The 20,141-nt window shown below is 66.0% G+C and carries 17 protein-coding genes, 2 tRNA genes and 1 pseudogene; 13 read left to right on the forward strand and 7 right to left on the reverse strand.

Annotated features, from left to right (window positions below; translation table 11 throughout):
- Positions 1-2 precede the first annotated feature (2 nt).
- From DDF67_RS23900 to DDF67_RS26185, 5 genes are all read left to right on the forward strand, one after another.
- Positions 3-485 carry a DUF192 domain-containing protein gene (locus tag DDF67_RS23900; protein ID WP_233247752.1) on the forward strand — a complete coding sequence of 161 codons (483 nt, stop codon included), beginning with the start codon at positions 3-5 and terminating at the stop codon, positions 483-485.
- Between the two features lie 76 nt (positions 486-561).
- Positions 562-638, forward strand: a tRNA-Pro gene (locus DDF67_RS23905).
- 24 nt (positions 639-662) lie between these two features.
- A complete protein-coding gene (locus DDF67_RS23910; RefSeq protein ID WP_058346925.1) occupies positions 663-968 on the forward strand; it encodes an ETC complex I subunit in 306 nt (101 codons plus the stop codon).
- Positions 969-996: 28 nt separating this feature from the next.
- Positions 997-1,073, forward strand: a tRNA-Arg gene (locus DDF67_RS23915).
- A gap of 195 nt (positions 1,074-1,268) precedes the next feature.
- Entirely contained in the window at positions 1,269-1,436 is a 168-nt protein-coding gene (locus DDF67_RS26185) for a hypothetical protein (protein ID WP_158285908.1), read from the forward strand.
- A 213-nt stretch (positions 1,437-1,649) separates the two neighbouring features.
- Here DDF67_RS26185 and DDF67_RS26190 read toward each other — a convergent pair.
- The 3 genes and pseudogenes from DDF67_RS26190 to DDF67_RS23930 form a co-directional block, all read right to left on the reverse strand.
- Positions 1,650-2,702, reverse strand: a pseudogene (locus tag DDF67_RS26190) (recombinase family protein); the annotation flags it as partial.
- A 398-nt stretch (positions 2,703-3,100) separates the two neighbouring features.
- A complete protein-coding gene (locus DDF67_RS23925; protein ID WP_109455251.1) occupies positions 3,101-4,012 on the reverse strand; it encodes a DUF4238 domain-containing protein in 912 nt (303 codons plus the stop codon).
- A gap of 7 nt (positions 4,013-4,019) precedes the next feature.
- Positions 4,020-5,213, reverse strand: coding sequence for a HEPN domain-containing protein (locus DDF67_RS23930; RefSeq protein ID WP_146198080.1), 1,194 nt, complete (start codon positions 5,211-5,213; stop codon positions 4,020-4,022).
- 463 nt (positions 5,214-5,676) lie between these two features.
- On the opposite strand from DDF67_RS23930, the gene DDF67_RS23935 reads away from it, so the two are divergent.
- From DDF67_RS23935 to DDF67_RS23950, 4 genes are all read left to right on the forward strand, one after another.
- On the forward strand, positions 5,677-6,009 hold the full coding sequence (locus DDF67_RS23935) for a DUF3768 domain-containing protein (protein ID WP_109455253.1): 333 nt from the start codon (positions 5,677-5,679) through the stop codon (positions 6,007-6,009).
- 422 nt (positions 6,010-6,431) lie between these two features.
- On the forward strand, positions 6,432-7,487 hold the full coding sequence (locus tag DDF67_RS23940) for a hypothetical protein (RefSeq protein ID WP_146198081.1): 1,056 nt from the start codon (positions 6,432-6,434) through the stop codon (positions 7,485-7,487).
- A gap of 99 nt (positions 7,488-7,586) precedes the next feature.
- Positions 7,587-8,276, forward strand: a complete 690-nt coding sequence (locus DDF67_RS23945; protein ID WP_199229324.1) for a hypothetical protein — start codon at positions 7,587-7,589, stop codon at positions 8,274-8,276.
- A gap of 16 nt (positions 8,277-8,292) precedes the next feature.
- Positions 8,293-9,960: a hypothetical protein gene (locus DDF67_RS23950; protein WP_146198082.1), complete on the forward strand. Its 1,668-nt coding sequence runs from the start codon at positions 8,293-8,295 to the stop codon at positions 9,958-9,960.
- A gap of 42 nt (positions 9,961-10,002) precedes the next feature.
- Here DDF67_RS23950 and DDF67_RS23955 read toward each other — a convergent pair whose 3' ends face one another.
- Entirely contained in the window at positions 10,003-10,236 is a 234-nt protein-coding gene (locus DDF67_RS23955; RefSeq protein WP_109455256.1) for a hypothetical protein, read from the reverse strand.
- A gap of 7 nt (positions 10,237-10,243) precedes the next feature.
- Entirely contained in the window at positions 10,244-10,567 is a 324-nt protein-coding gene (locus tag DDF67_RS23960; RefSeq protein WP_109455257.1) for a hypothetical protein, read from the reverse strand.
- Between the two features lie 138 nt (positions 10,568-10,705).
- On the opposite strand from DDF67_RS23960, the gene DDF67_RS23965 reads away from it, so the two are divergent.
- The gene (locus tag DDF67_RS23965; RefSeq protein ID WP_109455258.1) at positions 10,706-11,665 is read left to right on the forward strand and encodes a 3'-5' exonuclease; all 960 of its coding nucleotides are present in this window, start codon (positions 10,706-10,708) and stop codon (positions 11,663-11,665) included.
- Here the strand turns inward: DDF67_RS23965 and DDF67_RS23970 are convergent.
- Together DDF67_RS23970 and DDF67_RS23975 are read right to left on the reverse strand one after the other, a co-directional pair.
- The gene (locus tag DDF67_RS23970; RefSeq protein ID WP_109455259.1) at positions 11,662-13,374 is read right to left on the reverse strand and encodes a DEAD/DEAH box helicase; all 1,713 of its coding nucleotides are present in this window, start codon (positions 13,372-13,374) and stop codon (positions 11,662-11,664) included. The genes DDF67_RS23965 and DDF67_RS23970 overlap by 4 nt on opposite strands.
- Positions 13,371-15,104 carry an ATP-dependent nuclease gene (locus tag DDF67_RS23975; RefSeq protein WP_109455260.1) on the reverse strand — a complete coding sequence of 578 codons (1,734 nt, stop codon included), beginning with the start codon at positions 15,102-15,104 and terminating at the stop codon, positions 13,371-13,373. Before DDF67_RS23975 ends, DDF67_RS23970 begins: the two co-directional genes overlap by 4 nt.
- A gap of 312 nt (positions 15,105-15,416) precedes the next feature.
- Between DDF67_RS23975 and DDF67_RS23980 the strand changes: the two genes are divergently transcribed.
- The 3 genes from DDF67_RS23980 to DDF67_RS23990 all read left to right on the forward strand — a co-directional run bounded on the left by DDF67_RS23980 (position 15,417) and on the right by DDF67_RS23990 (position 20,117).
- Positions 15,417-17,090, forward strand: a complete 1,674-nt coding sequence (locus tag DDF67_RS23980; protein WP_199229325.1) for a YecA family protein — start codon at positions 15,417-15,419, stop codon at positions 17,088-17,090.
- Between the two features lie 124 nt (positions 17,091-17,214).
- Entirely contained in the window at positions 17,215-17,553 is a 339-nt protein-coding gene (locus DDF67_RS23985; protein WP_109455262.1) for a hypothetical protein, read from the forward strand.
- Positions 17,554-17,903: 350 nt separating this feature from the next.
- Entirely contained in the window at positions 17,904-20,117 is a 2,214-nt protein-coding gene (locus DDF67_RS23990) for a ParB/RepB/Spo0J family partition protein (RefSeq protein ID WP_109455263.1), read from the forward strand.
- Positions 20,118-20,141 lie beyond the last annotated feature (24 nt).

Genomic DNA, 20,141 nt, shown 5'->3' on the forward strand with positions numbered 1-20,141 from the left:
TCTTGGCCCTTCTCGACGATCTGCGGCGGCGTGACGCCTTAAGGCTTCTGGCGGGCGCTCCGCTGGCCCTAGGCGTCGCGGGGCGGGCCATGGCTGCATCTCCGCGCCTGGAGCCCCTGGAGATCGTCACCGGGCGCGGCGTCGCCCGATTCCAGGTCGAGATCGCCGCCACCGAGGCCGAGCAACGCAAGGGGCTAATGTTCCGCAAGGTCCTGGCCCCGGATCGCGGCATGCTGTTCGTCTACCGGAAGCCGCAGCGCGCGGCCTTCTGGATGAAGAACACCTTGATCCCGCTAGACATTCTTTATATCGGCGCCGACGGCGGGATCCTGTCGATGGTCCGCAACGCCCGCCCGCACGACGAGATGCCGCTGCCGTCGGGCGGTCTCGTGCTGGGCGTGCTGGAAATCGCCGGGGGCAGGGCTGGGCAGTTGGGCGTGCTTCCCGGCGACCGTGTGCGCCACCGGATATTCCCCAAGGGCTGACTGTGTCGAAAATCGCGCCCGCGCAGGCTTGCGTTTCGACCCCAAAGCCGAGTAGGAGCAAGCCCTTGCTGGTGTCCGGAGCGTAGCGCAGCCTGGTAGCGCATCTGTTTTGGGAGCAGAGGGTCGCAGGTTCAAATCCTGCCGCTCCGACCATCGGCAAATCGTTTGGAGAGGCCCATGCTCGCCCGCATCTATCGTCCCGCCAAGAACGCCATGCAGTCGGGCAAGGCCAAGACCAAGGACTGGGTGCTGGAATTCGAACCGGCCTCGGCCCGCAAGCCCGACCCTCTGATGGGGTGGACCCAGTCCAGCGACATGAACGGTCAGGTCCGCCTGACCTTTGAAACCCGCGACGAAGCCATCGCCTACGCCCAGCGCCACGAGATCTCGTTCCAGCTGTTCGAACCGAAGGTTCCCAAGCGCATCATCAAGGCCTACGCCGACAACTTCGCGACCAACCGCAAGCAGCCCTGGACCCACTGAGGGCCTCCCGGGCTAAGCCGGCCAGCGCGCGCCCTTAGCTCAGTTGGATAGAGCATTCGCCTTCTAAGCGAACGGTCGCAGGTTCGAATCCTGCAGGGCGCGCCAGCCTGGAGCAAATCCAGGCAATGCTAAAGCAGCCGATTCTACGCCATTATTACTCGACAGGGTCCTGAGTAGTTCGACCCTCGATCCGCATATCCTTGCTTCGTCCGGGGACAGTAATTCGACTTTTTGCGCCACGGCCCGGATGAGGTCTCTACGGTAGGCGCCATTATTGTCTCTAAACATGTCCCGGGTGGCTTGTGCGAACTTACGCAGCAGCTCAGGCGTCAGGGCGGGCATGATCTTGTCGATCGCCGCGGCGGCCCGCTGAGCATCGCCTTCGGCTTTGTCGCGCAGTTTTTTCAGGGCGATCATGCGCTGTTTGAGCGACTGATCGGTCGGGTCGATCGCGCCTTGCTCGATTGAGACGTAGAGGCGCTGCAGCCGCTGGTCGGCTTCTGTGGCCCGCTTGCGTAGGTCGGCGACGTGGCGATGGCGGCGCTCGATCCATTCGGACCGGCGGTCGATGATGTTGTCCATCATCGCGGCCAGCCGTTCGGGGTTGAGCAGGCGGTTTTCCAGATGGTCGATCACCGAGGCGTCCAGCAGATCCATCCGCACGGACATGCCCGGGCAGCCAGTCGCGCCCTGGCGGGCCTTGGTGGAGCAGGCGTAGTAGCGGTACGCCCCGTTCTTGCCGGTGCGGATGGTCATGGCCCCGCCGCAGTGACCGCAAAAGCAGATGCCGCCCAGAAGGATCGGGCTGGTGACGAAGCGCGGCGCCATGGCCTTGGGATTGCGCAGCGACAGCGCCCGCTGAACGGCGTCGAAGGTGTCGCGCTCGATCAGCGGCGGCACCGGCATGATGACCCGATCGGCGTCGTCCTTGGGCTCCTGGCTGGCCCAGTTGCGGCTATTGAATACGTGCTCGCCGATATAGGTGGTCCGGGTCAGGGTATGATGCAGGGAACTAATGCCCCAGCGTCCCCCGCCGGCGGTGGCGATGCCGTTTTCGTTGAGGTAGGTGACGATGGTCTTCAGACCCATCGGCCCGCTGTTTTCGACGCCATGGAGCGCCAGGCGGTAGATCAGGCGCACCGTCTCGGCCCCGATCGGGTCGATCGCCAGCTTCTTCTTGATCTTGTCACCGCGCTGTTCGGCGGCGACCACGCGATAGCCGATCGGCGGGTGGGAGCCGTTCCAGAAACCCTGGCGAGCGTTTTCCTTCATGGCCCGCAGCGTGTGCTTGGCGTTCTCCCGCGACTGATACTCGTCGAAAAGGTTCATCATCTGCCGGACCATGACGCCCATGGGGTCGTCGCCGACCTCCTGGGTGATCGAGACAATGCGGACGCCGTTCTTGGCCAGCTTGCGGGCGTAGAACTCAAACAGGAACTGGTCGCGGAAGAACCGCGAGAAGGAGTGGACGAGGATGACGTGGAACGGCGGGGGCTTGGCTGTGGCTGCGTCGATCATCTGCTGGAAAGCGGGACGGCGATCGTCGGTGGCGGTATTGCCCGGTTCGACGAACTCTTCTGCGACGCACCAGCCCTTGCCCAGGCAATAGGCCCGCAGCTGCCGGCCTTGGTCGGGAATGGAGAGGTCGCTTTCGGCCTGGCGGCCGGTCGAGACACGGAGATAGAGCGCCGCATTGGGCACGGCGGGCGGGGGAGGGGTCTTATGCTTGGCCATCTTGGTCCTTCCTGCGGATCAGGGCAAAGGACCGAGCAATTCGGCCAGCACCTTCTCCAGATAGGCCTCGGTGACTTGTAGCTCGCGGATCCCGATGGGGATCTGAGCTGGCATGTCGTCCGTGACGGAAATGGAGACACGCGGCGCCGGCCCCCTTGGTAGTCGCGGCGGCGAAATATTTAGGTAGTCGAGGAAGTCGGGCGGCGGCTCGGGCCGGCGTGGGGGCGTCTTTGGCATGGCGAAAGGCTCGCCCCCGCCGCCGATCTTCGCAAAGGCCTTTGATCCTTGGGCGTAGGCTGGCGTGGAAAGACAGGCGTTCGGCGGGTTTCACCGTCGGAGGTTTAGCGACGTGGCCAGCGACATCTTTGGCGTCCCTATGTCGCGCCGTGCGGCTGGTCCTAGGCGGCCGGTTCGGGGGTCATCAATTCCGGCCGCAGAACCGGCGGCTTGGGGTCGGCCCCGAACCGGTTGCGGATGAAGCGTTCCTGGGCGCGATCGCGCGCGCCGACGAAGTAGCGGGCGCTCTCTACGGTCCATTGATTGACCTGCCTGACGAGCGTCTTGGCCGGGAGATTGCTGATCTCCCGTAGTGTCCGTTCTTCCGGAGCCGATAGGTACAAGCGCCGCGGCGAAATCACCATGGCGATGTGCCCGTTCGGCGTCTGGATACCGTTGGTCCTGATCAGGATATCGTCGGAAATCAAGAAGTCAGGGACGTCCTGGGGTAGCTCGATCACGATCGTTGGCAGATTGATCAGGAACGCTCCGATCCGGGGATTGAGCATCACGTCGGGCAGCATGCGTTGTGCTTGGTGGAGCATGTCTTGATCGGTGACCCGGCTGCGAAACTCGTCGTACGAGGCCGGATCGCGGTCGTCGCGCTCGGCCAGATAGTCCGGCCGCAACTCATCCAGGATTTGTCTGTAGTGAGCGATCCCGCTGGCTAAGGTCGAGCGCAGGTAGTGGGGCGTCCTGTGGGTCAAGGAGCGCATGAAGAGGGTCCAGGCGACCCGCTCCTGGTCGCTCAGATCGCCGATCTCGCCTGCGTTCAACTTCTCCAGAACAGGCGCGGCGTGATTGTCGATCGCTTGGAACACACTGAGCTCGAGCCATTGGCCGCCAAGGCGGTGTCCGGGCGAGGCGTAGAGATCTTTTTCGAAACCGACTTCGCTCGGGAAGACCCGCCGGACCATGATCTTGCTCGGGATCGGCCGGTCGAAACGCTCAAGACGGTGGTCATCCCCCGTCCAATAGCGCAGCAGGAATTCGGGGATGTAGTGGTGCTTGGTCGGATCGTTCGGCGCGCCCATGGTCAGCTCAGGCCGGTTGCGGGATCGTCAGGTCCATTTTCAGGTGGGCTTGAGCGAACTTCAGGATCATGTAGCGCGTGAGCCGCTCCAGCCCAATGAGCGTCGGCGCATCGAACAGGATCCTTGACATGGCCGGGTCGCGGACGACAGGGCGACCTACTTGGCGTTCGTGGAGACGCCGGGTGGCTTCCACCCAGTTTCCAAACGTTGCACCAGAATGGACGTACTGGCTGCGTAGGTCGTAGGCTGCGCTGATTGCGACCCTGAACTGATCGCGTTTCAGACCCCAGATCGGATCTTCGGACTCCGAGCGGTTGAAAAAATCGTCGTCGATGAAGTCCAAGAAGGTTTGCACAAAGCGCCGCTTGACCTCGAAGAGGCGTCTTCGAAGTCGGCTCGCCACCTTCGCTCCGTCCGGTAGGGCCCCAGCGATACGCTGAACGTCGCTTTCCAGCTCGTCATCTAAAAGACGTTCGCCGGCGGGCAGGTGGGCATTGGAAATTAGCTCGGCTGCCGTGATCAGGTGCAGATAGGCTGACTCTGGGTCGCTTTCGGCCGCCCTGAGCGCACGGGCGTAGAACCGGCCCGCGGCATGAAACGCGTCGTGGGCTGGGGTCTCTTCGACGGTGTCGAAGATTCGATAGACCCGCTCGACGTGCTCAAGGCTCAGCGGAAAGCCGAGATCTACCCGCGGGCGCTTGGTGTTGTGGGGCAGGAGCGGGTCGCAGAAAGAGGTGTAGGCCTCCATTGATGGAACATTGAACGAACCAGAATTTTCCAACGATCCATGGGCGTCGAAGCGTTTGCCGTAGAGGACGCTCATCGCGGCGGCATAGAAATCGGCTGTAGGGGCGTACTGGGGGACGGCCGCGCCAACCTGCTTTACCGGCGGTGGCGTCTCGAAGGAGATGACAAATGCGCACCTGGAGAGCGGCGAGTCCTCAAAGAAGTGCATGTTCGCGCGTCGATCGCCCGACCTTGGCCAGGCATGGGAGATCAGAGTGTCGTCGGTGCAGAACTCGCCGACGAAATAGCTGGTGGTCGAGATCATGACCCGTTGGATCGTCTCGGCGGGTCTTAGCGCCTTGCCCTTCGTGTTCATCACGCCCCCGTGCGCGTCATCTGGAAATCCTAGATGGGATGGATTTTCCCAAAGCCCAAGGACCCCGCCAGGCTCGAAGCGGGAGAAGCGGTAAGCCAACTTGGGCACTTCACGCGGTCGCTACGCAATCGGCGCGAACACGCACATTTGCCGCGGGTACGCAGGGGGGGGCGCCCGGCGCTTTCGCGCCGGGCTTCACCCGACATGGAGAGCGGCCGGCGGTCACGCTCGGTCCCGAGCCTTTCGGCTCTCCTACGGGCGCGCCGCCTTCGGGCAGGCTTTGGCCTGCCGCCGGCCGCTCGACGCGGACGTTCCGACACGCGCTTCGCGCGGTCTCCTTGCCGGCTTCATTGGTCATGAGCGCCCGCCTTGCGGGCGCGCAGGCTTAGGGCTCCGCCCTCGGCGCGCTTCGGATCGGCTTCCGCCCAGCTTCGGCCCCTTCGGGTCCTGCAGCCGGGTCCCCGCGAAGCCGTCCCTCCGCTTGCACACCCGGTCTCGCCGACGGGCGCCGGGGTCAGGCCCGCTTTTGCGCCTGACCCCGAACCCCCAAGGAGAAATCTCCATGAACCAGGACGAACATACTGCCGCGATCGCGGTGCTGAACGATGCCTGCCGCGCCGAGCCTGGCGCGGGCTGGACGCTGACGCCCGGCGTGCAGGCCCTGTCCAAGTCCGGCTTGGCTCAGGCCGTGGCCGCCGTGACCGACTTTTCGGACTTTTCCGAAAGCAACAACCCGCACGGCGAACGAGACTTCGGCACCTTCGAGGTTGGCGGGGCGCGGCTGTTCTGGAAGATCGACTACTACGACCTCGATCTGTGCATGGCCTCGCCCGATCCGGCCGACCCGGCCGTCACCAAGCGGGTGCTGACCCTGATGCTGGCCGAGGAATACTAGGACCTCGGCGCCCGCCGCGCGGCCGCGCGCGGCGGGTTTTGCGGGGACACGGCGAAAGAGGCGGCGAGGGCGTGCGCCCGAGCGGCCGATCCTTTGGGGATCGGCCGCGATTGGGCCAAGCGGGACACGCTACTCAATGGCGCTGGCCGTCCCGTAACTGAATCTGATCTTCGCACAGGCATCCAGCCAGTTGGATCTTTGACCGGAGGCTAGCGAAACGGTCTTGTTGATGGGGCCGGGGCTGACCGTGTTGTCGGCGGGGCGTCTACAACAGGCCAGGCAGGACGGTCGGGCCTCACGGCGTCAAAGTGCGGCCATCCAAACCGCCTCGCGCGCCCGTTCACGGGCGGCGATGCTGCGGGACCGGTTTGGGCTCCTGTCTAGGCCGGTGGTCGGGCATGACCTCTGTAGGAAAGCGACGCATGAGCGACGAAACGGGCGACGAGAACGAGGGCAAGCCGGCTGAGAGAGCTCGCGCGGTTAAGCTTGCGAGGTTGGCGGCGGCCACAGCGCCCACGCTGGCGCTTCAGAAGACGTTGTCGGCGATCTCGCCCAGCCTGCGGCTCCAAAAGCAATTGGAGGCGCTTCAGCCAACCCTGCAGCTTCAAAGGCAGATGCAGGCCCTGCTGCCCAACACTCGGCTGCTGGACGCCATCAAGCCGCTGCGCCCCTTCATGGACGCGGAGGTCTTCGGCTTGCGACGTGACTGGAAGGTCTTTTCGCATGTCTTCAAGCCCGTGGGGCTCGAGTTCGTGCAATCGGCTGGCTTCCGGAGCCTATCGCCGATTTTCGAGAGCCTGCGTCGAACCACCGACCTCTTCAAGCCGATCTTCGAGGACCTGCGTCGGCACGAGGAGGAGGCCCGGCGCGTCGAGGACGCCGGCTGGCTGCCCCACTACACCACGCCCTTCGAACTGCTGGACGATCCGGATCTCTCGACCGAGGCGATCGCCCAGATCCTGGTGGCTCACTATGTCGACGGCTGGTCGCAGGTCCGCGCCACGTTCGAGGCGGCCGTGCAGGACTACGACGTCGACACCGCAGCTAAGGCCGCCATGATCGAGGCGCTCGACAGCCACCAGGCCGGTCGCTTCCGGTCTGTCGTGGCGCTGCTGTTCAACGAAATCGAGCGCGTGACCCGGGTGGAGTTTCATGGTGGCGCGCCGGTCCAGATCAGCAGCGTCCATAGCTTGCAGGAGGCGGCCGGGTCCTTGGAGCCCTCGGAACTGGCCCCGAGCGGCATGGCCGGAATGCGGCTCTTCGGGCGGCTGGTCAATCACCTCTATGTCACCGTCAAGACGTCTGCGGACGTCGAGCGTCTGGTGGTCGATCCTGTGCCCAACCGCCATGCGGCCACCCATGGCCTGGTGATCTACGGCTCGGCGAAGAACAGTCTCAACACCCTGATCATGGCCGATTACGTTTTCCAGGTCGTCACGGTGGTCAAGGCGCGGCAGCGACAGGAGGCGGCCGCCTAGCCACAGGCGGGGCGGCTATTGGCCGCTTGGTGGCGCAAGCTTGGCTTTACACGCAAGTCGAGAGGCCCGAACCTCGCCGGGTCTAGAAGAGGACGTCGCGTGGATCGTCTCATCTCGTTGCCCAGGATCAATCAGGCCAATCTGGACCGTCTGGTCCGCAGGGTGATCGGGCCGGTGCTGGAGCGCCTGCCCGTGCATGGTCGCCTGGAGACAGGCCAGGCGCCGACCCTCGATGTGTTTCTCGATCGCTGCGCGGCCCAGGTGGACAATCACCTCGCCAACGAGGCGGCCAAGGCTTTCGCCTTGACGCTTTCCGGGGTGTTCGAGCGCCAGCTTCACGAGTTCGCCCTGGAGCTTTGGAGCCTGGGCCTGGCGGCGCCGCCGACCCGCAAGGACGGAACGCCCGCCTCGCCGAAGTATGACGTGCTGCTGGCGCTATGCGCGGGATATGCGGGGATCGATCTTGTCGGCCACAACCTGGCGCGGCCGCTGGGCGAGTTGCTGCTGGTGGCCAACGTCGTTCGGCATGGCGAGGGCGGATCCTGTGCTCGGCTTCATGAGATCGCGCCTCGCCTCTGGGATGATCCGGATGGGCGGCTGATCGCTCTGTCGCCGGGACCCGCCCTTTTGAGCGAGCGCATGCGGATCCTGCCGGAGGACCTCAGCGACTATGCCGTCGCGGCCATGGTGTTCTGGGGCTGGGCCGACACCCAGGTCGGCGCGGTGACCGTGATCCCCGGCTATGCGCCGGTCCGCCGCCTGGACGCCACCTCCGCCGTTAGCGCCTGAACCCGACGAGCCGACCTTGCCGACCGATTTCGAACCTGATGACGAGCTTGAACCCGATGCGCCGTCTTCGTCGACGCCGCCCGAGCCGCAGCCGCCGGCGGGCAGGCGGCGTATGCAGAGGCTGGGGCTGTGGGTCTGGGACGGGGTGGCGCGCTTGTCGGGCGATCGAATTGCGCGCCCCCATCTCAGGCGATGGGCCGCGCGACACCGTCTTGAGGACGCTGAGCAGAACCGTCTTCTGACCCCGTCGCCCGACAGCCATCTCTCCGTCGAAGGCATATGGGTCTTCGAAGCGTTCACGCCGTCCAATATCGAAGGCGCGTTGCGTTGCATGCGGCGGCGAGGGTGGGCGACCGGCGCGCGGGGCGCGAGCCCGCCCGACCTGGTCGCCTGGCTACGCATGGCGCGCAAGGAGGGCAGAGGCTGGGGGCAGTGCGAAGTTTCCCTTCAGCGTCCTGAAGACCGTGACCGGATGCGCGGTGGCCGCGACGCCGACCTGCCCCAATTTGCCAGCCATGCGATCGGTGAGTTGGTGGCGATTACGCCGTCGATCAGCGGCCTTTGCCTTTTCTTCGTCCTCAAGCCGCAAGAACGGGGGCGGATCGAGGCGGCGCTTCGGATGAACTACGAGAGCGGGATCCGCCCCAAAGGGGGCTCGCTGGTCTATGTCGGGCCACGCGAAGCACGCGCTTATGCTGTCCACGCGATCCGCCGTGAATGGCGCGCCCAGATCTTCGACTTCCTGACCGAGTACGCGCCGGGCGTCTTTTGCGAGGGCGACCCTTCCGATCTGCCGACCTGCGAGCTGCTGGTCGGCGAGAACTTCCCACTATTCGATGATCAGGCCGACGAAGGGAGGCAACTGATCGCCCGCCTGGCCGATGTCGGCCGCGCGTCGTGGATCTTCGAGGAGGAGGAGCGGGAAGAGGGCATGATGTTCGCCCCGCTCAGCTCCAGAGACGAGGCTTTGGAGAACCACGCCATCTTGGCCGCCAGCCGAGCGGTCCTGGAAGGCAGCGTTCATCAGCTCAACCATCAGGCCGGTGATCACCGGCATGTCCACGGCGCCGATTACGAATTTCGGGAGACTTTCGGGCGTTGGTCGATCCTGCAAATGGTCAGCGTCTACCATCAGAGGATCAATGAGGCGCGCGACCAGGCCGCGCGCCTGTTCTCGTCGCCATGGCCCCTGCGCGTGCTTAAGCGTCTGCAACGGCTGACCACGACCCTTGGCGACACCGCCATCATTACCCGCGAGATCGAGGTCTTCGCCGAGACCGGCATGAGGGCCTATCGCAGCGGTTATGAGCTGGTCGCCCGCAAGTTTCGACCGGGGGAGGCGCGCCTGACGCTGCGCGATCATGTGCGGGGACAGCTGAAGCTGACCGCGGCTGCTTTGAAGCCGGCTGGCGACGAACTCGACAGTTTCATCGCCGCCCAGGGCAACCTGACCAACGCTCGCGCCAATCTCCAGCTTCAGGTGATCGTCTTCGTCTTCGCGATCGTCAGCCTGGTGTTCGGGGCGGTCAGCGGTTTCGAGGCCGGCTATAATCTCTGGAAAGATCGCCAAGGGCCGGCGGCTGAAGAGGCCCCGCCCGCGCCGATCTCCTCCACGACGGTGATCATCAACGCGCCGGAGGGTGGGTCCGACGCCGCCGTTCCATCTCACGCTCGACCGCGATGAGTGGCCTTGCGGCGATCGGCGTCGCTGGGGGCAAACATGGTTCTACCCAGAACCGCCGAGTCCTCCGCTGACGCCGACCGTGTAGAAACTACGCTGCTTGGTGAAGAACTCGGCGGCCACGTCCATGGCCGCGATGATCACGAACATCATGTGATAGTCGGGTCCCGAAGGACGCAGGTTACGAAGTTGCTCCACGCAGGCCTGGCGGGCGGGCCGCAGGGTCTCGAAGAACGCGACCGGATTACTCAGGCCCGAACGGACGTGTCGCTGGGTCATCGCCGCCTCAGTCGTAAAGCGACGCGGCCGAGCGCATCTTCAGGCCGCTCGTGCCCGGATCGCCCGGCCAGACCTCGAAATAGGCCTGGCGGCCGCCGCACGGGCAGCGCAGGCGGCCGGAAAAGTCTTGGAGGGGCTGGAAGCCTAGGCCCCGGTCCAGCCAGGAACGGGCGTCGAACTCGGCTCGATCACCGCAAGGGCACAGGGTCTCGATGTGCTGTCCGGGCGCCATCGCCTGGGCCAGGGTGAAGCCTCGCGCACCCTCGGGCACGAAGAGCGGACGCGAAGGCGCGTGCGTCGGCGCGCGCGGACCGGCGCTTGGGATCGTCATGGGGATGCTCCAAATGTTCCTATATTGTTCTCATTCTGGTGAGGCTGGAGTCAAGGGTGCGGTTCCCGGCGCTGCCGGGCTCTCGCCATCACCCCCCGCCAGTATGGCAAGATGACTTGTCGATTCTCCCGGACGCCCATGCCCGACACCGCACAGACACCGCAGGATCGGACCGAACTCGATCTTGCCGCCCTGGAGACCATGGCCGCCCAACTCGAGGCCAGCGGCCGATACCGCCTGCTGCGCCGATTGGAGACCTGCACCCTGCATCCCGGCGGCGATCGGGCCAGTCTCAAGCGCGGGATCTATCTGGATACCGAGACCACGGGGACCGACGGCCGCCGCGACGAGATCCTCGAATTGGCCATGGTGCCGTTCGATTACGATCCCGAGGGGCGACTGTGCGCCGTCCATGTCCCGTTCGTGGCCCTCAACCAGCCGACCCATCCCATCCCGCCGGAAATCACCAGGATTACCGGCCTGACCGACGCGATGGTGGCCGGTCAGGTCATCGATCCTGAAAAGGTCTCCGCCTTTGTCGCAGGGGCGGTGATCGTCATCGCCCACAATGCCGCCTTCGACCGCCTGTTCGCCGAACGTCTCAGCGAGACCTTCAAGGCCAAGGGCTGGGCCTGCTCGATGAGTCAGGTCGACTGGAAAGGCGAGGGGTTCGAGGGAACCAAGCTCTCCTATCTGGCCAGCCAGTGCGGCTTCTTCTTCGACGGCCACCGGGCCGAAAACGACTGCCTGGCCGGGCTGGAAATCCTGGGGCGTCCTTTGAAGGACGGCCGCACCGCCCTGGCCCACCTGCTTGAGGCCGCCCGCGCCCCGACCTGGCGCATCGTCGCCGAGCGCTCACCCTTCGAGATGAAGGACAAGCTCAAGACCCGCGGCTACCGCTGGAACGGGGAGGAAGCCGCCGGCCCCAAAGCCTGGTTCACCGACGTCGCCGAGGCCGACTTGGAGGCTGAGCTCCTTTACCTGGCCCAGGACATTTACGGCTACGATCCAGGCCTCACCCCAAGGCGGATCACCGCCTTCGAACGGTTCTCCGAGCGCGCCCAGCCTGGCCGCGTCGTGTGCCGGTCAGCGAGCTAGGTGGTCGGCAGCGGCCCAAGCCCAACAGCGTTTAGCGCCGCGCGATAGGTGGGAAGGATCTTCTGAGGGACGGCCACCCATAGAAGATCTCGTGGCCGGGTCACGGCGACATAACCGATCCGACCGTCTTCGGTCCCGACCCCGGCCAGCATCGCATCCAGGTGCGCCTTGGTGACGATGTAGAGCACCGCGTCCAGGCTTTCGCCTTTGGCGCCATGGACGGTCTCGACCCGCAGCGCCATGGCGGCGGCGGGTTTGAGGGTCGATACCGGAGCGGCGGGCAGGGACTTGGCCGCCAGGCGCATGGACAGGTTAGCCGCCGGCTTGAGCCCGCTCAGCAACTCGATCTGGGCCAGCATGTCCGCGACCACCACGCGAAGCCGCGTGATCCACTCGGTGTTGGCCTGCAGGCTCGCGGCGGGCAGCCCCTCGACCGCCGATCGGGCGAACTTCCACACCACACGGCGCACCGGGCGCAGATCAGAATGCCGCGCCGGATCACAGAGATGGGCGGCCAGCCCCTTGGGAGGATCTTCCAGCAGCGACTGTTCAAGGGCCTCGCACACCAGTTTGAAGGCGCGATGGACATCGCCGGCGCCGTCTCGCGCGGTGGCGGCCGCCGCCAGCAGCCGAACCGCGCCGGCCCCGACCGACGAGGTGTCTCCCGCCAAGGTGTTGGCCAGCTTGCTGGCCCGGCAAAGGACCGCGCTTTTGGCCGGATCCAGGCCGCAGGCTTCGACGGCCTGCCGAAACTGGGCGATGACCAGGTCGTATCGGTCAGGATCGCAAGCGACGGCGTAGGCGCCGCACGGCGTGGGTCGCGCCGCCCGATCCTCGCCGCCTGTCGAGCCGCTCAAAGCCTTCGCCACGGCGGTGATCGCCGGGATCGACCGATAGTTCGTCGACAGAGGGTAGGGGGTGGCGCTGTGGCCCTTGAGATAGGCTCCGTCGGCGCCGGCATACTCGTAGATCCCCTGGTTGGGATCGCCGATCAGGGTGACTACAGACCCTGCCTTGCTCAGCGCGGTCAGCACCGCCTGCTGGGCCGAGCCAATGTCCTGGGCCTCATCGACCAGGATCTGGGGATAGCGGTGGGCGAAGGCTTCCCGCAGCCGCTCTTCATGCACAAGGGCTCGGCAGCACCAATAACGGCCCAGCTCGTGGGTATAGGCGCCCACCTTGCCGAGCCGTTCGACCAAGGCCTTGGCCGTGGCCCGGTCCAAGTCCTGCTGGTGACCGAAGTGGTCAAGGTAGAACACGAAACGCCGTTCCACGACCTTGACGTGGATGTCCTTGACGCTGATCGGCGGCGCGCCCTTGGAGGGGGGCGGCAGCGTAAAGCCCTTCAAGAACGGCTCGGACCCGCTGACCAGGAAAGCCGCTCGCGGCGCCTGCATCACCCGGTAGGCGTGCGGACGCAGGATGTTGGCGGTGATGAAGGCGTCGATGGTGTCGATGTCCACCCGGCCCAGCGCCGAGATCGCCTGGGCCTGGCAGAGCGCCGCATAGTCCTTGCGAAACGTGTCGATCGCGACGTTGGAAAACGACAGCAGGGCCACGCGTCCCCGCGGGCGCTCCAAGCGGCGACGCACCGCCAGCAACCGATGGACGGCCGTGCGGGTCTTGCCGCTGCCGGCGCAGGCCAGCACCGCCAGGCTTTGCAGGTCCGCCTTGACGACCTCTTCCTGCTCGACCGACAGCCCCGTCATCCGCCCTCAATCTGGCAGACATGTTCGATGGCGTCGCGGATGTATTGCGGGACGGCGCACGCCGCGCCTTCTTCAAGGAAGGCCTGGGCCAGGGCCTGGCCGAAGCGGCCCTTCTGCACGTTGTTCTGCTCGCGCTCGAACATGCCGCAGAACAGCGCCTTGGCGCGGGCCTGGCCGTCTACCAGCGCCGCCACGGTCTTGACCAGGTCCGCCCCGATGCCTGGATGGATGTCCTTGAGCGCCGCCAGCATGGTGGCGACATTGTCGGCCTCCAAGGCCAGATCGTATTCGAGCGTCTTCTGGCCGTGGCAGATTTTCACCAGCCCGTCCTGGCTTTGCTGCATCTTGGCGGTGCTGGCGGACACCGTGACGGCGTCACCGGCGGCCGGATAGAGGGCTTTGCCGTCGGCGCCGACTGGATCGGCGTCGGTGATGATCGCGACGGGCACGCGCAACGCCTTTTCGCCAAAAAGCGGCAGGAAGCAGTCGAAGTTCAGCCCCTCGACGCTGATGACGCTGACGCCGTGGTCGCGCAGCTTGAACCCGGCCTTCTGGGCCAGGACATTGACCAGCATCAGCTCGGCCGCCCCCTCGACGAAGATGATCCGGCGGGCAAAGAAGATCTCGGCGCGGGTGATGTCGAGATAGCGCTCAAGCTTCTCGCGCTTGCCCTTTTCGAAGGTCACCTTGCGCGGAAGGAACGGTTCGACGAAGCCGCCGCGATCGACCAGGCAGATCAGGGTCTTCAACTCGGCGATGCTGGCGAAGTTGGGCGAGTGGCTGGTCACGAAGATCTGGACCGCCTTTTCCCCCTCGACCGCGGTCTGGATGTCGGTGAGATAGCGCAGCAGCACGGCCTGGAGCTGGGGATGCAGGTGGGCTTCTGGCTCCTCGATGATCAAGCCTCGAAACGCTGCGTCGGTGTTCCTGGCCATCTCGCTGAGCACGACAGCCATGAAGATCAGATTGTTGAAGCCCAGTCCGTTCTGGTCGAGCTCCAAGGCGTCGACCGAGATCGAAAGCCGCGCGGCCAGGCGCTGGAAGTCGCTGACGCTAAGGCCGATCTCCAGCACCTGGGCCAGTTGATCTCCCAGCATCGTGGCGTGGCGGCCGGCGATGGCGGCCTGGGTCTGGAGAATGGGCGGATGCTTTCGCAGCGCCGTGTCCAGTTCGATCAAGGCTTCGTTGATGCCGGCGCGCCCGTCGTCGTCGGCCAGAATGTGCAGCAATCGGGCCAATTGGCTGCCTCGGCTGGGCTTGAGGCCCTGGGAGGCGTCGCGCAGAGCCGGCAGATAGACCCCGCGCAGGTGATCGGCCATTTCCGTGGTCAGGCCGTTTTCCCTGTGCTCGCCGCACCAGCGCTTGGCCTGCAATCGCCCGGTCTTGTCGGACGAGCCGTAGCTTACCGAGAAATGCGCGCGCATCGCACCATCCGCACCCGGTCGGATAGCGGGCATGAACTCGGCCTCATCGTCCAGGTCCAGGTCGGCGAACACATACTCGAAGAGGATGTCGCCCTCGGCCGAGCCGGACTTGGGCCGATGGATGTCCTCGGCGGTCATCCGCGGATAGGGCTCGTCGATCCCGCCCAGCAAGGCGCGAAGGGCGTCGACGACGGCGGTCTTGCCGGTGTTGTTGGGCCCGACAAGGATGTTGAGGCCCGGTTGGAACTCGAGCGTCACATCCTTGAGCTTGCGGAAATTCCGGATCCGAAGCTCAGCCAGATACACGCCGTTCTCTCCAAACACCGGCGTCCGTTCGACGGTCAGACGCGCGATTCGCAGTATGGGGACAGCTACGCCGCAAAGGCGATCCCCTCGCGCGGCGCAACCGACCGGAGCGTCATGGTATAGGCGCACCGACGGGCGGGGGCGGATGTTTCGCCCAGCGGCTACGGGGCCGAGTGGGGAAAACCAAGAGAGAGGCGCGCACCGGCAAAATGCACATCTCAGCCTGCCCGACGTCTCGAAGTTGGCGGGCGTCGGAGAACAAACTGGGCACAAAACGTGGCTTGTGTCGGCGACTCGGCGCATCGTCTTGGTGTGTCACGGCAAGACAAGATTGGCCGCAATCAGGCCTGCCCCTGCCAGAGCGGCAAGAAGTTCAAGCATTGCTGCGGCGCATTGCGGCCGTCTCCCCAGGTGCGCCCCGCGCCCCCCAAGCTCAAGGCGGCGATGCGCCAGGTGCGAAACGCCCAGGAAGCTCGCGAACGCTTGCGCGCCAAGCAGCAGGGCCACGGTCGTCCGATCATTAGTCTCGAGGCCGACGGCTATCGCACGGTGGCGATCGGCAACCGCATGATGTGGTCAAGGCGGTGGCGGTTCTTCACCGACTTCCTGCTCGACTACCTCAAGGACCAACTGGGCCGCGAATGGGGCGTGGAACAGATCAAGGCCAGGTCGAGCCATCCGGTCTTCCGGTGGATGAGACGGCTTGGCGAGGCCTCTCAGCAGAACCACGCGGTTTCAGGCGGGGTGCTGACGGCCGTCGAGGTGGGGTGGCTGACCGCCCTGTTCGGGCTGGGCTACGCGCTCTACCTGATCGCTCACCATGACCAGCTGGCGCCCAGCCTCTTGGTGCGATTGCGCAGTCCTGTGACCTTCAAGGCCGCTTACTACGAGACCTTGGTCGCGGCGGCCTTCGCCAAGGCCGGCTACGCGATCGAATGGGCCGAGCTGGGGGCGACCGGCAAGCCGACGCCCGAGCTTTGGGCCACGGCGCGTTCCGGCGTGAAATATGCGGTGGAAGCCAAGTGCAAGGATGGCTGGAAAAGCGCGCTCGACCCCACCGACCAGGCGTTCGTCGACGAACTGCGCCAGTGGATCCGCGATCAGATCTACAAGGCCTCCAAGAAGAGGTTGGAAAACCCGATCTACTGGTTCGAGCTATCGATCCCGATTTTGTTCGACGAAGCCCAATGGCACGCGGTGCGTAAGATCGTGGTGGCGACGATCACCGGGGCCGAAGGCCTGACCGTTGCCGGCGCGCCGGCCGCGCCCGCCTATGTCTTCGTCACCAACAACGTGCAGCTGGTCAACGATGACGCGGTCGGCTCTCCGCAAACGACGATGCTGGAGGGCTTCAAGCATCCGGACCTGAAGTCCAACATCTATCTGCCGCTTGAGGCGGCGTTCGAGTCACGCGATCGCCACCGGGACGTCACCTGGGTGTTCGATTGCCTCAAAGAGGTTCAGCGCGTTCCCACCACTTTCGACGGCCATCCTTCCGAACTGCTGGACGCCCAGGGCGCGCCCCTGGCCAGCTTCAAGATCGGCGAGGCCTTGGAAGTGGTCGGCGACGACGGCAAGACCCTGGCGGGCGTCGTCGAGGATGTTTGTTCCATGGGCGACAGGGCCTTCGTCTACCTGGTCAATGACGGGCGGCGCTATTCAGCGATCGTTCCGCTGACCCCCGAGGAGATCGCGGCCGTGGAAATTCATGGCGACGCCATCTTCGGCAAACCCGAAGGGCCGCATCGCAATCTCGAAGGTGATCCGCTGCGGCTCTATGATTGGCTCCTGGAGGTCTACACGGCCTATCCGCGCGACGTGCTGCTGCGACAGATGGCGGAGAACCACCCAGGCCAAAGCTTCGACCACATGGCCAACAAGGCATTGGCCACATCCCTGGCGCGGGGCTACGCCGCCGGAGCCCATCGGATGCAGGAGGCGCGTCGCGCTCCCGACGGCGCCGAGCCGCACGCCTGGCATCGATGACGGCTCGGCCTTTTGGCGGCGCCTCTGCCGACCACGGCCATCTTGTCCGCAAGGCCATCGAAACCTGTCTTGGCCACCCAGGTCGTGAGCGTAGTTGGAAGGTCCTGTTCAACGAGGACGACACATGACGTTCAACGCGCTGCTGACCCAATATCTCGACGCCGCCCGCCAGGCCGCCGACCAACTCGAACGCCCTCTGGATCCGCTCAGCCAACTGCGCCGGATCGCCTGGGCGCTTGCTGAGATCGAGGCCAAAACCATCCTCACGCCGCCGATCATGCGGGCGTTGGCCGACACGCGTTCGGCGCTCGACGAAGCCGTCAGGCGGGTCAACAGCGTTCTGCTGATCCTGGAGGGCATGGCGTCGGCCCAGGCTCTATTGCGCGTCCGGATCGACGCCTTGGCCAGGGCGCTGCGGTCGGCCGATCCCGATCCGACCACCGCTTTCCTCCACGGGCTGTAGTCGCGCCCATCCGCGGAGGGGGTGAGACCCGAAGCAGGGCCGGCCGCAGTCCTGGACGGGGCTCCTGAAGTTCGAGGGACCATCTCTGCGACGGCCCGGTTTCGCTGGTGCGGCCCCTGGATCTTCTCCGGGCGCTGCCGCGCCCGCGTGGCTTGGGGCTCCGCCCCCGGCGCACTTCGGATCGTCTTCCACCCCGCTTCGGGCGACGCGGGCAGGGCGAGCAATCGCCAGCCGACGCCCTGCAGCCGGGTCCCTGCGAAGCCGCCCCTCCGTTTGCACCCCCGGTCTCGCCGACGGGCAGGGGTTCAGGCGCGCCTTGCGCCTGCACCCCTGTCCCAAGGAGGCAGATCATGACCACCTCACAGACCCCCGCGACCGCCCCGAATACCGGGAAAATGGCCGCGCCCCCGACCCCTGTCGTCGTCCAGTACGGCGAGGTTCGGGATATTCCGCTCAGCCGCCTGAAGGCCTCGCCCAAGAACGCCCGTCGCGTCGGCCACAGCGCCGAGGTGATCGAGTCCCGCGCGGCCTCGATCACCTACAAGGGCGTGCTCCAGCCGCTTGTCGTCGAACCCGAGGTCAAGGACGGTCGCGAGACCGGCTACTATCTCGTCAGCGCGGGCGAGGGGCGCAGGCAGGCCCTGCGGCTGCTGGCCAAGCGCAAGCTGCTGGCCAAGGGCGCGGCCGTGCGCTGCGTGGTCGATACGAGCAACGACCCGGCCGAGGTCTCGATGGACGAGAACCTCAGCCGTGAACCGATGCACCCGGCCGACCAGTTCGAGGCCTTCAAGGACCTCGCCGAGCGCAAGGGCTACGGCGCCGAGGAGATCGGCGCGCGGTTCGGGGTCAAGCCCGACATCGTCCGCCAGCGTCTTCGCCTGGGCGCGGTCGCGCCCGCGCTGCTGGACCTCTACCGGGAGGAGGTGCTGACCCTCGACCAAGTGACGGCTTTCGCCGTCAATCCCGACCCCGCCCGGCAGCTGCAGGTTTATGAGCAACTGCCCACCCAGGGCCGTCAGCCCTTTGCCATCCGCCGGGCCATGACCGAGACCAAGGTCGCGGCCGACGACCGACGCGTCCAGTTTGTGGGCCTGGACGCCTATGTCGCGGCGGGCGGGCCGGTGCTGCGCGACCTCTTCACCCAGGACAACGAGGGCTGGGTCGAAGACATCGTCCTGCTCGACCGGCTCGTCGGCGAAAAGCTCGCCGACATCGCCCAGGCCGTGCGCGACGATGAAGGCTGGATGTGGTCGGCGGCCTATATCGACTTCCCCCAGGGCCACGGCTGCTCGCGTATCTGGGAGCGGGTGCGCCAGCGCTCGCCCGAGGAAGTCGAGGCGATCAACGTCCTTCAGACTGAAGAGGCCGAGCTGACCGATCGGTGGGCCGAGATCGATCCGCCGCCGCCGGAGGTCGCCGCGCGGTTCGAGGCCATCGAGGCCGCCCTCGACGCCTATGGCGAGGACTTCGGCTTTGATCCGGTGCAACGGGCCTATGCGGGGGTGTTCGTCTCGCTGAACGCCTATGGCGAAGCCAAGATCGATCGCGGGTTCGTTCGCCTCGGGGACGAACCGGCGCCCGAGCCGGACGAGGACGATACGGCCGACGAGACCGCCGACGAGGACGACGCCGACGCCATCGGTGACGACCTCGAAACGGGCGACCCCGACCCGGACGACGAAGACGGCGAGCCGGACGGGGTGGCGCGCACCGAACCGGAAGAGCCCGCCGGGGACCCGGCTGCGCCCTTGCCGGATCGGGTCGTGGCCGAACTGACGGCCCACCGCACCGCCGCCCTTCGCGACGCCCTGGCCCAGGACCCGGACCTAGCCCAGGTGGCCCTGGTGCACGCCCTGGTCTGCCGGGTGTTTGGGTCGGGGGGCTATGCCTCCTGCCTCGATATCCGCTGGGGCTCGCGTGACCTCTCCGCCGTCGGTGAGGGAATCGACGCCAGCCCCGCCGGTGTGGCCATCGCACAGCGGCATCAGGGCTGGGCGCGACAGATGCCGACGAAGATCGCCGACTTCTGGGACTTCATCGTCGGCCTCGACGGCGACAGCCGCGCGGCGCTCCTGGCCCACTGCGTGAGCCTGACGCTAGACGGCCTGCGGTCGTGGGAGCGGCGGGAGGCGAGCGTGCTGGCCCATGTCGAGACCCTGGCCACGGCCCTGGACCTCGACATGCGCGTCTACTGGAAGCCGACGGCCGTCCGCTACCTCGACCGTGTGACCAAGGCCCACGTGATCGCGGCCGTGGGCGAGGCGGTGTCGTCGGAAGCCGCCGCTCGCCTTTCGGGCTTGAAGAAGCCCGACATGGTCGCGGCGGCGGAGCCCCAGCTGGTCGAGGCGGGGTGGCTTCCGGCCGTGCTGCGCACCGCCAAGTCGAGCGGGCAAGCCGTGCCGGACGGCGCGTGCGCCGAGGTCCCGGCCCCGGCCGACGATCCCTTGGCGCTCGTCGAAGAGGTCGCTCCGGTGCTCGGCCCGGACGATCTGGCGCCGCGCGACTTGGAGCAGTCGGCGGCTGAAGCGGCCGAGGTCGTCGCCATCCTGGAGGCGGCGCAATAGGGGAGGCGGGCGGCCTTCGGGCCG

This window comes from Caulobacter endophyticus (assembly GCF_003116815.1).
In the GTDB taxonomy this organism is placed as follows: domain Bacteria; phylum Pseudomonadota; class Alphaproteobacteria; order Caulobacterales; family Caulobacteraceae; genus Caulobacter; species Caulobacter endophyticus.